The organism is Treponema phagedenis (genome assembly GCF_008153345.1).
Classification (GTDB): domain Bacteria; phylum Spirochaetota; class Spirochaetia; order Treponematales; family Treponemataceae; genus Treponema; species Treponema phagedenis.
This window is the reverse complement of record NZ_CP042818.1, coordinates 950,690-963,240: the sequence shown is the minus strand read 5'-3', so window position 1 is coordinate 963,240 and position 12,551 is coordinate 950,690. Positions and strand designations below refer to the sequence as shown.

Here is a 12,551-nt window from a genome sequence, read left to right as displayed (position 1 = left end):
CGCATGTTTATTTGGAGGCTATATGATTATTGGAAAAAAACTTCTATGCATCGGAATTATGTGTGCAACCATGAGCACATCTTTTGCTTTTGAAAAAGGCTTTGTGCTTGGACTTCGGGCAAATTTTCTGGGTTCATACACCGATCCGCATATCAACGAGGCAGATAAAAAATATCTCGGAGCAGCTTTTATGGAAGGTATGGTAGGTTTTATAATGAACGGTGAAGTGGACATTACCTATATTTTTGATGCGGTAAAGTATTTTAAGCTGCAAGACAATAAGTATTTCGGCGGACTTGGCTTGAGTTTTGATCTTGGAGTCGGGCAAGGATTTTCCGGGCAAATATCCGGACAATATAATGAAAGATTAAAAAAAGATATACGGGTGTATGCCCGAGTATATATGACGCCCGTCATCACCTTCGGTACCGGTTTACGTACCTATTTGTTTCGCAACAGGATGAGTATTAACTTTTATGTGAACGGCAGAATGCCGGTTGACCCGCAGCCGGTTTATGAAATGTATACCAACCTGACCGAAGAAGACACAGCTAACATATTTAAAGAAACCAAGGGAAAGATAGATTTTCATCCCGAAACAGGAACGCTGGTGGTTTCTCCCGAACAAATGAAAAAAATAAACCCCTTAGGCGTAGTTTTTAAAGGAACAATAGAATATAACCAACCGGTTATTCCCACAATGGAGCTGGTACTCGGAACCTTCCTTTCGTACACCGTGTATAGACCAAAATATGTTACCATGCCTAAAAAGATAATGGAGGCAGCAATAGAAAATGGTCAGAACGCCACCCCTAAAATTGATGTTAACTTTGAAAGAGATCAGATAAAATCATTTTATATGAATTCACTGGATTTCGGATTGAGTATCGGATTTAATTTTAAAGTATAACAGTCAAGTCATTCTTATCTCTTTTTATACAAAAAGAGATAAGAGCTTTTCTACCGTTTTTTCATAATAGAATAAAACATTTTTAAAAATACAATACTAAAAGAAAACAGGTTCTTTTAATCTTTTTGTATTTTTACATGAAAATATCGTTTGCGGGGGCCGTCAAATTCACAAAAATAAATTCCCTGCCATGTGCCAAGCAACAGGGCTCCGTTTTCGATAATAACCGAAACAGAACTACCTACAAGACTTGCTTTTATATGCGCAGGGCTATTTCCTTCCGCATGCATATATACCGGTCTATCGGGAGATATGTATGCTAAGCCTTTTAATAAATCAGCTTTTACATCGGGATCTGCATTTTCGTTGATAGTAATCGCAGCAGTGGTGTGTGGACAAAAGATAAGAGCGGTGCCGCTTTTTACTCCGGTTTCTCGAATTGCCGACTGTACAAAACCGGTGATATCGACAAGCTCCTCCGCCTTAGTACTGACAGAGAATGTATATGTCATTAATGCTGAGGCGGTTGCTGCCGCTCTTCCGCATAGTTAACGCGAATTTTTCTACCCTCAAAATCGGTTTCGTTTAATTCTTCAATAGCTTTTTTTACGGCAGCTTCATCTTCCATCTCGACAAAACCGAACCCCTTTGAGCGATGTGTGAGTCTGTCTTTAATGACAATAGCGGAAACAACTTCTCCATAATTGCCGAAAAGGTCTTTAAGACCTTCTCCTGTGGTAGCATAATTTAAGTTGCCTACATAAATTTTTTGTGACATATAAGAACCTTTGCCGTGTACGGCATTTCAATATTCAATTCCATACAGAATTGAATCTATTGGATCCTCGTTTGATAAGAATAAAACTTTTAGTACTTACGAAAAAAAGATCTTTTAGATAATTGCAGTATAGCACCAATAACACTGCCCGTCAAGGATAAATTTTTATCTTGTCACGCCACTATAAAAATGTCCCCGCTATTACTGATGATCGTATAGCGTTTTGTTAATTAGGTTGCTGCTAGTAATTGGAGTGTTAATCATAGCAGCTTATAGATTCAGCATCACTATGGTAAATTGCCCACCGTTGCGCCGTGTCAAAATCAGAACTGCCACGGATGGCAGTGGTTCCACGCAGCAGCGAGTTTTAAAGCAAAATTATTTACAAAGCTTTAAAACTCGCAGGTTTGGTTTTGACAAGGACGTCAAAACCAAACCGTTGTGTCGAACTCTTTTTAAAAATTTTTTATGATGCAAATAAAATGTATTAAGAACAGATCGAATTCTTAAAAACGCTATCTCCGGTTTTTGATGCCGGTGCGCGTGTTGCTGTTTTTCATTGGGAGTCGAAATAAAGCGGGATCATAGATGGAAGAAAACCACTTTGTTATATTGTTTTTTTCTCTTAATCAGTATAGAATACGAAATAATGAGCGAAGAACTATCTGCCTTTAGGATCAAGCAAGGAAGGCGAGTATATGATATTTACAATATTATAAATTCTCTGTCGTTTGCACTTGTTACCGGCAATACTATTACGCTGTATGCCCTTTCTTTGGGTGCAAATAGTACGATTGTCGGTTTATTAAATGCTTTTATGTATTTTTGCTATTTTGCGATCCCGCTTGGTAAATTGATGGTGCGAAAATATACGCTTATAAGAACCTTTGCGTATGCATGGTTTATGCGAAACCTCAGTTTGCTGCCAATGCTTGTTATTCCGCTGTTCTTTTTTGCCGGAAATAATTTTGTAGCTTTAAATCTTTTAGTACTTTCTGTTGCATGTTTTAATATTTTTCGCGGTGCGGGCATGATTGCAAATAATCCGGTTATAAAAATCTTGGCTCCCGGCAAGGATAGAAGTTCTTATATTGTGCGAATTTCTTTGACTAATAATGCAGCGACGCTTATTGCGACCCTGTTGCTTGCCGGTATGCTTTGGATAAATATTTCTGTAACAACTTATAATATTGCAACTATTATCGGTATGATTTCCGGGTTCATAGCTTCGGCTTTGCTTTTAAAACTTCCCGATCCTGAAAAGGAAGCTGAAAAGGGGGGAGAAGCTCAAACTCCTTTACAAGAACCGGCAGAACAACATTCGTTTTTTACTCATGCACGAAATGCTTTCAAAGATGCAAATTTCCGCCTTTTTATTACCGCCTTTTTTATTGTTGGTTTTGGAATTGGAATGGCTCGTCCTTTTATTATCGTTTTTGCAAAAGAAGTATATGGAACAAGTGATAGCCTTGCAACAATTTTCACTGTTTGCTCTTCATTTGGAGCATTAATTGTCGGTTTGATAATGCGACTGGTTATTGACAGAATCGGAGCAAAACCGATGTATATTATTTTTTCAAGTTTAGCGCTTGTTACGCTGATCCCCGCAATTATTGCACCGGGATTAGGCACGGTTTCGCTTGCAATTGTTGTTTTATGTCTTATTTCCATGATTACGAATATGGGGTTTGTAGGACAGGATAATGCCGCGCAAGCATATTTTTTTGCTATGGTGCCGGAAGAAGCCATTATGGATCTCAGCATGCTGTATTATTTTGTCTTAGGTATTACAGGCGGCGGCGGTGCTATCTTAGGCGGAACGATATTAGACTTTTTTAAATCACTGGGGTTTTCAAATCTTGAATCGTACCGAATTTTTTTTATCGGTATTATTGTGATTATTGCAATCGGTTTACTGTTCCAAGCGAAGTTGCTTAATCTTGGCAGTTATCGGGTGTTTGAAACCCTTGCGGTGCTTTTTTCACCGCGCGACATGAAAGCATTAAATCTTTTGCATAAGCTTGATTCCAATCAGAATCTTGAAGCGGAGCAAAATATTTTAAAAGAGCTCGGAGAGATTGCTTCTTCGGTATCTGCCGACCAACTCGGTTCGTATTTGGAATCTCCTCGTTTTAGCATTCGCTATGGGGCATTGCAGGCATTATATTCTATTGAGGCTTTGAGCAGCAAAAACCGTGAGGATCTTTTACTTGAGTTAAAAAGCGGAGCTTTTACTACAGCCTCAAGCGCCGCTCGAATTTTGGGAAAATTTAAAGTGCAACAGGCAATTCCCGCTTTACGGACTGCGCTGGACAGTGAAGATTATGCATTAGCAGGAGAAGCAATGTTAGCGCTTGCAAATCTTAATGATACCTATAGTCAAATTAAAATCGGAAATATGATTGCTAATACCGACAATCCTTTTTTATTATTGCGCGGAATACAAGCGCTGGAAACATTCGGGTCAATCAGTTCTCTGCCGCTTATTCTTGATCTGCTCAGACAAGAGAATTTGCCTCTTCACGTAGAAGATGAAGCACTGCTTGCGCTTTCTTCTTTAATGGGTATTCAAAATGCGTTCTATTATGCCTTTGAGCGATATAAAAACAAACAAAAGGCACCGAATATTCTATTAATTGATGCCTTGGATGAAAGTTTTTCATTACGAAAGAAACATGATGAGAAGCTGAAAAATATTGTATTGCAGTTTATCCAAGATTATCAGTATGATACCGAATTTGTAAATTGGCTTATTGAATATGGAGATAAAAGGCTTGGGGTTCGGGCAGCCTTGCTTATAGGCGTCGCAGTTGATCTTGATCTTATTAACCAAGAACCGTTCAGGTTTTTCATTTGCTTTTGGGCTGCCTGTATTTTCCGAAACCCCAAACTGATCGAAAGTTAAAGTTTTTACTCTCCGAGGGTTTTCATTTCAATAATGGGTAATGAAAAAATAATTCCGATTCCGGGTTCTTTTAAAATATCTAAGTTTGAAATTGCCGTTTTTATTTTTTCAGCGGTTGCGTTATCGGCTATGATAAGAAGTTGCTCTTTTTCGGGAACAATTGTTATGCCGAAAAACTTTTCGTCTTCCGGTTTTCCTGTTCCACGTGCATGTAAAATAGTACCGCCCGTAGCTCCCGCTTTTCGAGCTGCGTCCATAACATCATTTGCAAAACCTCTATTAACAATAACAGTAATTAATTGACTTTCGCCTGCCATATTTTTTTCTCCTCCAGCAGATAATATGCATAATTTCCCGTGTGTTTTTTTTGACCACACCGGGCTTGCGGTAATTGAGTTGATAATAGCATCATGCTCTTTTTCCGTCGTAAGAATTTGTAAAATGTCGGTGAGCGTATCACCAACGGCAAAAAAGGATCCGAGTTTTGAAAAACTTGGAGTGCTCCCGACTAAAATTGTTCCGCCCCTTGCTCCTGCTTCGTACGCCGAGGCAAATATTTTTTCCGCTTTATTGTGCGGTGTAAATAGAAGAATCATTTTTGTAAATTCTTTCATTATTTTTCTCCTTTTTTTTCAAGTTTCTCTTGCTTCTTTTTAAAAAGAATTCCAAGTATTTGAATACTTATTAATGGGGATAGAGAAGTCATTGCAATAAGACCGAAGGCATCAATTGCGGGGTTCCCCTGTAAACCTGTGGAAGCCCCCAGTGCAAGAGAAAGAACAAAGGTGCTAGACATAGGTCCCGATGCGACGCTTCCTGAGTCAAATGCAATTGCAATAAACAGCGGCGGCGCAAAGAGAGTTAGAATAAATGTTATTATAAAACTGGGAATTAAAAAGACCCATACACTAAAGCCTAGTATAATGCGTAACATTGCAAGCCCTATAAAAAGGGATACACCGATTGCCAATGAAACAAGCATAACGCTCTTTCGGATGTTTCCGCCCGATAAATCTTCAACTTGTTCTACAAGCGCCCATGTTGAAGGCTCTGCGCAAACAACTACAGCTCCCGCAACACAACCAATAGGGACTAAAATCCAATGGTAGGAAAGTTGCCCTAAAAGTGTTCCGAGTCTAAACGCTGCAGGAATAAATCCCGTATCGGTGCCTGTAAAGAAAATAACCAAACCGAAATAAGAATAAATAATACCGATAATAATTCTGCGCATTTGCTTCGGCGGTAATTTTAAAAGTGTTACGTTAAAAAAAAGAAGAATCAACACAAACGGTGAAACTGAAAACGCAACATTTTTAAAGCTCTGCAATAAAACCGGTACATAGGTTCCCATTATTGATAAATTCATTTCAGGCGGTATAATTGTTTCCGGCAATTGCTCCGGCAATCCGCCGCGTCCTTGCAGGGCTAAAATAAAGGCGTATGCAATAACAACTAGAACGGGGCCTGCAACAGTCAAACCTGTGTAGCCGAAGCTGTCGTCATGAGCTTCTTTATCTCCGCGGACACTTGCAGCTCCTATTCCCAAAGCAATTATAAAAGGAACCGTAAGCGGCCCTGTGGTAGCTCCGCCTGAGTCAAAGGCCATTGCTACAAATGTGGGGTGCACTTTTATTGCAAGCAAAAAAGCAAGCCCGTACATTATAAGCATAATTAGGCGGTAGGAAATTTGGAAAATGCTTCTTGCAAGTCCGATTACTACTGAAAGAGCTACGCCGATTGCAACCACAAGAATCATCACTGGAGTAGTGATTGCTCCCGTAACCGATTCTGCTTGTCTGGCAAGGATTAAAAGATTAGGTTCCGCTACCGTAATAATAAAACCTACAACAGCTCCCGCACCAAGAATGAAAAAAATCTTTCTTGTGCGGGTTAGCGCTGCTCCCAAAAATGAGCCGACAGGCATAATAGCTAAATTCATTCCGAGCAAAAAAAGCCCGAGCCCTAAAATAACCAAAGCCGATCCAACCGTAAAAGCGATAGCTTCGGATGCGGGCAAGGGGGTAACTGTTACGTGCAAAAGCAACACAATTACACATATCGGAAGAACCGATATTGCCGTACTTTTAATTGATTCTCTTACATTCATACGAAGATTGTAAACGAAAAAGAAAAAAAAGTCAGTAAAAAAACAAAGCAAAATGTCAAGAAATGCTAAAGTTAGAGAATTCTTATGCATTTTACAATAAAATTTTATAAAAGGAGTTCGACACGGCGCAACGGTGAGTAAACTTACCATAGGGCGAAGTTTTGAAAATTCACTGTAACTTCGCCAACGAGTTTAAAAGCTTCAATTTTATAATTTACTGTTGATGCTTTTAAACATCGTTTTGCACTGTTGTTATTTTGCGGTCTATGTCAAAAACTTAACCTATGAGGTTTAAAAACTTCAATCTTGCAATTCACTGTTAAAGCTTTTAACACCGTTTGACATCCTGTCAATTAAAGAATGAGAAGCCGGTATCGACTGATTATCCGCTGCGGATGGGAAAACTTTCATGCTCTTGTCCTATGCCCATCGGATGACGCTTGCTGATGAAGAAAAATAGCGGTATACTTCATGCAGGTGGAGGTGAAGCATGAAAAAAATTCTTTTTTTGTTTTTATGCGGAATGAGCATCTTTTTTTCTGCGTGTTCGGCAAATATGAGGAAAAACGTCGTCATGGCGGCGGAAGCCGTGAGTGATTCCGAGTTTTCTGAAAACCGGGCTTTTGGAAGAAAGTCTGAGGCAAAGATGGAAGGAAAGCCTAATCAATCGGCTATGGCTCAGAATGAGAATTTAGAAACGGCGGATTTTGAGCGGAAGCTTATCAAAACTGCGAACATTGAATTTAAAACCGAAGATATCGAGAAAACACAGGCGAATATTGAAAAGCTGATACAAAAATACAAAGCCTATGTTTCACAAGAAAACGGGCATTCTTCCCGCTATCGCATTATGCAAACGCTGATTATACGAATTCCAAAAGAAAACTTTGATCTTTTTATAACCGAGCTCGCTGCCGGCGTAGAAAGATTTGACTCTAAAAATATTGACGTGCAAGATGTTACCGAAGATTTTATCGATATAAGTGCTCGGCTGCGCGTAAAAAAAGAAACCGAAAATACGTATTTGAAATTGCTTAATAAGGCAGCATCGGTAAAGGACATTCTTGATATTCAAGATCAGATTCAAGCCTTACGTTCTGAAATAGAATCGCTTGAGGGGCGTTTAAAATATTTAGAAAAATCAGTTAACTTCAGCACCGTTACTATCTCAATGTATCAGCTAACTGATTTGGCAGGTGAAGGTTCTTCAATATTTTTCAGAATTAAAACCGCCCTCTCCGATGGTTTGAGCGGGTTTTTCCAATTTGTTCTGGGAATGCTTCAGGCGTGGGTTTTTATTCTAATAGCGATTATCCTTTTTGTTATTGTAAAAGCCAAATGGAAAAAACGAAAAACAAAGAATTCCGATAACACGGGGCAGCAGACAAACCTCAACAATTCGGAACAAATATAGCGTTTTTTATAATTCAATCCGTTTTTAATGTATTTTATACAAATCATAAACAATTTTATAAAAAAGAGTCCGACACAACGGTTTGGTTTTGACGTCCATGTCAAAACCAAACCTATGAGTTTGAAAACTCCGAGTACGCTGTGGTAGTTTTCAAACTCAATTCTGTTTAGAACCACCGCCGTCCGTGGCGGTTCTGAGTTTTTGACAACGGTGAGTAATTTACCATAGGCGTAATGCAACTCTCCAATTTTATCTCCCATTTTGATAAGACGGGAAAACCATCGCTGCTGCGTAGAACCACGGGCGTCCGTGCCCGTTCTGAATGTAGTTTTGGCATTCTTGTTTATAGTGGATGCGAGTTTTAAAGCTTCAATGTTACAGTTTTGTGTTGATGCTTTAAAACATCGTTTGGAATTGAACAAGGGCGAAACCTTGGAAGTGTTACCTTTGGTTCGCGCTGCATAACAGTAGTTAATTACAAAACGCTATACTATTACATCAAAACATTTTAAAATACTTATTGATTTTTACAGATAATCGGATATGATGGAAATCGGTATATAATTATTTTTGGAGGCTTGTATGACAGCAGATAAGATACTGGCACATTTGGAAGAAGTTTTTTGCCCCGAAGACTTAGGCAGAGCTTTGCGCGGTGCCGAGATGAGCAAGGCAAAGATTTTAAAAAATGCTTATATTGCAATTAAAGACGGAAAAATCCTTGAGGTTGGAGAAGGAGATGCATATAAACGGCTGACGAATGCTGCAACCGAGTTGGTTGACTTAAAAGGCTTTGTGGCGACGCCTGGGCTGATTGACGCACACACTCATTTGGTGTACGGCGGTTCCCGCGAAAATGAATTCTCGATGAAGCTGAACGGCATGGAGTATCTTGAAATACTTGCAGCCGGCGGCGGTATTCTTTCTACCCTGAAAGCCACCAAAAAAGCGAGCTTTGATGAACTGTATGCAAAAACTCGCGGGCTTCTTGAACACATGGTAGTGCACGGAGTTACCGCCGTTGAAGCAAAATCGGGTTACGGCACTGACCTCGAAACAGAAGTAAAAGAACTTGAAGTTTTAGATAAACTCGGCAAAGATATGCCGGTTGAATTAATAAAAACATTTATGGCAGCGCATGTAATCCCCAAAGGCTATGAGAACAATCCCGATACATACGTAGATGAGGTTATCGAAATGATGCCGACCATTGCACAAAAAAAACTTGCGGAATTCTGCGATGTGTTTTGCGAGTCGGGAGTATTTACTGCGGAGCAATCGTTCAGGATTTTAACCGAAGCAAAAAAACACGGATTTAAACTAAGGATTCACTCGGATGAAATAAAAAACATCGGCGGCGTACAGGTTGCCCACGATTTACAAGCGGTTTCCGCCGAACATCTGATGGTTGTCGATGACGAGGAAATCCGTCTGCTTGCGGAAGCAAATGTAATCGGGAATCTTTTACCCGGCACCACCTTTTCACTTATGAAAGATACCTATGCGCCCGCGCGGAAAATGCTTGATGCGGGCATGGCAATCACCCTTTGCACTGACTCCAACCCCGGCTCGTGCCCAACGGCAAATTTACAGTTTATTATGCAACTCGGCTGTCTGATGATGCGCCTTACCCCGATTGAGGTTTTCAATGCGGTTACCATAAATGCCGCCTACTCGGTTGACCGGGCAAAAACCATGGGATCTTTCCATACAGGAAAAGATGCCAATATCACCGTTTTTGATGCAAAGACACTGGATTATGTTTTGTACTTTTTTGCCACCAACCTTGCAAAAGAGGTATACATAAAAGGTTCTCTTGCGGTAAAAGATCGGCAACTTGTATAAAAATAATACAGCGTTTTTTGATAGCTCTATCCGTTTTTGATTTTTGATATATTTTATACGAACTGTATAAGATGCATTAAGAAAAATAATCGAGTTATCAAAAAAACGTTATAGTAATATTTGCAAGCAATACAAGCAAAAATGTTTTAGCCTTTAATGCAAAACCTGTTACCGTGTATGAAATCTTCGATAGGTATTTTCAGCTTTATACGAAGGATTTGCAGTATTATGATCGTCGCCGTAACAGGAGCACACGATAAATCTGCGCCCGCATAAAGAAATTAAATTGTTAAAGTGGGATAATCTACTCTTATGATAACAGACTGCCAAGATTCTTTATATGCGGCTTACAATAAATTATTCAGTATCAGGTACATCATTGAAATTCCCATAAGTCAACAAAAAATTTTGAAAATATACTCAAAATATATCAAAGTTTTAACTTGAAAATACCCAAAACTCATGCTAGAATACATAAAGAGATATCAAAAGAGTGAATTTGGATAGAATTATATATACACCCGCTCCTATGTGTATCTCTTGGGATAAGGAGATGTGATAAAAAGCAGTCTGCAATACCGCCGGCTTTTTTTATCGATGAGTTTTGTCTTTTGCAAATGCGTTTGCCAAAACTCGCTTATTATTGTGCTTTTTTACGGCTATGCCTTGCTAACGCAGGGGTAAAAACTTTTTATGGGAGATTTATATGATTAAAATCGGAATTATCGGTGTCGGAAGAATTGGGAAGGTGCATGCGCAAAGCATTACCCGCGGTATCACAAACGCAAAAGTACTTGCGGTTGCGGATCCTTTTATGAATGCCGAAACGGAGCGCTGGGCGCACGATTTGGGAATTGAGCATTGTTATAAGGACTATAAAGACATTCTTGCAAACCCTGAAATTGATGCGGTAATGATTTGTTCATCGACGGATACGCACGCCGATATTTCCATTGAGGCAATTAAGGCAAAAAAACACGTATTCTGCGAAAAGCCCATATCGCAAGATATTGCAAAAATAAAAGAGGTTATGAAAGCGCTTGAAGGAAGCGGACTGAAATATCAGGTAGGGTTTAATAGAAGATTTGATCATAATTTTGAAGCGGTTCGAAAATCGGTGCGGGACGGCTTAATCGGCGATGTGCATATTGTAAAAATCACTTCGCGGGATCCCGCTCCGCCGCCCGCAGAGTATGTAAAAGTTTCCGGCGGCATGTTCCTTGATATGACCATTCATGATTTTGATATGGTGCGCTACCTAACCGGTGCGGACGTCGTTGAGGTTTTTGCAAACGGTGCTGTTTTGGTAGACCCCGCAATCGGGAAGGCAGGAGACATTGACACGGCTATCATAACGCTAAAAATGTCAAACGGCGCTTTGGCGGTTATTGACAACTCGCGGAAAGCCGCCTACGGTTATGATCAGCGCGCCGAAGTGTTCGGATCAAAAGGACAGGCTGCGGTTACAAATGACAGCGAATCAACATTGGTTCTCAGTACTGAAAACGGCGTTACAGGCGAAAAACCCTTATACTTTTTCCTTGAACGATACATGGCTTCCTTTACAAAAGAGGTGAGTCTCTTTGTAAAAGCAATAGAAGAAAACTCCGCCGTTCCGGTTGATATTAATGACGGTTTACAACCTGTTTTGATTGCAACGGCGGCATTAAAATCGTTACAAGAACGAAGACCCGTTTTATTATCCGAAATACAATAAACCGGTTTTTAGCCGTAAAGAATAGAGGTTCTCAATGCCACTTGCGTATATGAAAGATTTATTAGAAGAGGCTGAAAAAAAAGAAAAGGCGGTCGGCGCATTCAATGTTGCCAATATGGAAATGCTCATCGGGGCGGTAAAAGCGGCGGAAAGTTCAAACACCCCGATCATTATTCAGATAGCGGAAATGCGGTTGAAACATTCTCCCTTTCACCTCATAGCGCCGATGATGGTAAGCGCAGCAAAACATTCTTCCGTAAATATTGCGGTTCATTTTGATCACGGACGAACCGAAACGGCAATACGGGCGGCATTGGATTATGGATTTACCTCCGTTATGTTTGACGGTTCGTCTTTGCCGCTTGAGGAAAATATGGAAAAAACAGCGCAGTTTGTTCGGCTTGCAAAAACATACGGCGCCGGGCTTGAAGCCGAGCTTGGGACTATCGGCGGCAGTGAGGGCGAAAGCACTCAACAGGAAATTATTACAACGGATCCGAAAATAGTGCCGAGGTTTATTGAGCACAGCCATGCCGATGCTTTGGCGGTTGCAATAGGAAATGCACACGGGCATTATAAGGGAAAACCTCGGCTTTCCTTTCCGATTTTAAAAGAGATACAAGCGTTGAGTTCCGTGCCGCTTGTGCTCCATGGCGGTTCAGGAATTAGCGATGAGGATTTTCAGGCATGTATACGAGGCGGAATCCGAAAAATAAACATCGCAACGGCGAGCTTTGACTCTTTGACAAAAAACGCAAAAGAGTATTTAAAAGACAGCAATACGCCGAATTATTTTGAATTAAATGAGGCAATGGTTGCCGGCGTATACGAGACGGTGTTGCATCATATAAATGTGTTTAATAATAAATCGTAAA

General features: G+C 40.1%; 10 protein-coding genes. 6 read left to right on the top strand and 4 right to left on the bottom strand.

The window, feature by feature from the left end; all coding sequences use genetic code 11:
* Positions 1-22 precede the first annotated feature (22 nt).
* Positions 23-910, top strand: coding sequence for a hypothetical protein (locus FUT79_RS04175; protein ID WP_148889300.1), 888 nt, complete (start codon positions 23-25; stop codon positions 908-910).
* A 116-nt stretch (positions 911-1,026) separates the two neighbouring features.
* Here FUT79_RS04175 and FUT79_RS04170 read toward each other — a convergent pair whose 3' ends face one another.
* Positions 1,027-1,422 carry a secondary thiamine-phosphate synthase enzyme YjbQ gene (locus tag FUT79_RS04170; RefSeq protein WP_024752294.1) on the bottom strand — a complete coding sequence of 132 codons (396 nt, stop codon included), beginning with the start codon at positions 1,420-1,422 and terminating at the stop codon, positions 1,027-1,029.
* Positions 1,422-1,688, bottom strand: a complete 267-nt coding sequence (locus FUT79_RS04165; RefSeq protein WP_002697533.1) for an RNA-binding regulator — start codon at positions 1,686-1,688, stop codon at positions 1,422-1,424. Before FUT79_RS04165 ends, FUT79_RS04170 begins: the two co-directional genes overlap by 1 nt.
* A gap of 649 nt (positions 1,689-2,337) precedes the next feature.
* Here FUT79_RS04165 and FUT79_RS04155 point away from each other — a divergent pair.
* A complete protein-coding gene (locus tag FUT79_RS04155) occupies positions 2,338-4,593 on the top strand; it encodes an MFS transporter (RefSeq protein WP_024752293.1) in 2,256 nt (751 codons plus the stop codon).
* A 5-nt stretch (positions 4,594-4,598) separates the two neighbouring features.
* On the opposite strand, the gene FUT79_RS15480 is transcribed toward FUT79_RS04155, so the two are convergent.
* Together FUT79_RS15480 and FUT79_RS04145 are read right to left on the bottom strand one after the other, a co-directional pair.
* The gene (locus tag FUT79_RS15480; protein ID WP_002697527.1) at positions 4,599-5,207 is read right to left on the bottom strand and encodes a P-II family nitrogen regulator; all 609 of its coding nucleotides are present in this window, start codon (positions 5,205-5,207) and stop codon (positions 4,599-4,601) included.
* The gene (locus FUT79_RS04145; RefSeq protein ID WP_024752292.1) at positions 5,207-6,700 is read right to left on the bottom strand and encodes a DUF1538 domain-containing protein; all 1,494 of its coding nucleotides are present in this window, start codon (positions 6,698-6,700) and stop codon (positions 5,207-5,209) included. The genes FUT79_RS15480 and FUT79_RS04145 overlap by 1 nt, the downstream gene beginning before the upstream one ends.
* 490 nt (positions 6,701-7,190) lie before the next feature.
* Between FUT79_RS04145 and FUT79_RS04140 the strand changes: the two genes are divergently transcribed.
* From FUT79_RS04140 to FUT79_RS04125, 4 genes are all read left to right on the top strand, one after another.
* On the top strand, positions 7,191-8,114 hold the full coding sequence (locus FUT79_RS04140) for a DUF4349 domain-containing protein (RefSeq protein WP_024752291.1): 924 nt from the start codon (positions 7,191-7,193) through the stop codon (positions 8,112-8,114).
* 582 nt (positions 8,115-8,696) lie between these two features.
* Complete coding sequence (hutI, locus tag FUT79_RS04135) at positions 8,697-9,959, top strand: imidazolonepropionase (protein ID WP_044635026.1); 1,263 nt, start codon at positions 8,697-8,699, stop codon at positions 9,957-9,959.
* Positions 9,960-10,665: 706 nt separating this feature from the next.
* Positions 10,666-11,676 carry an inositol 2-dehydrogenase gene (gene iolG / locus FUT79_RS04130; protein WP_024752289.1) on the top strand — a complete coding sequence of 337 codons (1,011 nt, stop codon included), beginning with the start codon at positions 10,666-10,668 and terminating at the stop codon, positions 11,674-11,676.
* A gap of 34 nt (positions 11,677-11,710) precedes the next feature.
* Entirely contained in the window at positions 11,711-12,550 is an 840-nt protein-coding gene (locus FUT79_RS04125) for a ketose-bisphosphate aldolase (protein ID WP_002697508.1), read from the top strand.
* The last annotated feature ends 1 nt before the right edge of the window (position 12,551 follow it).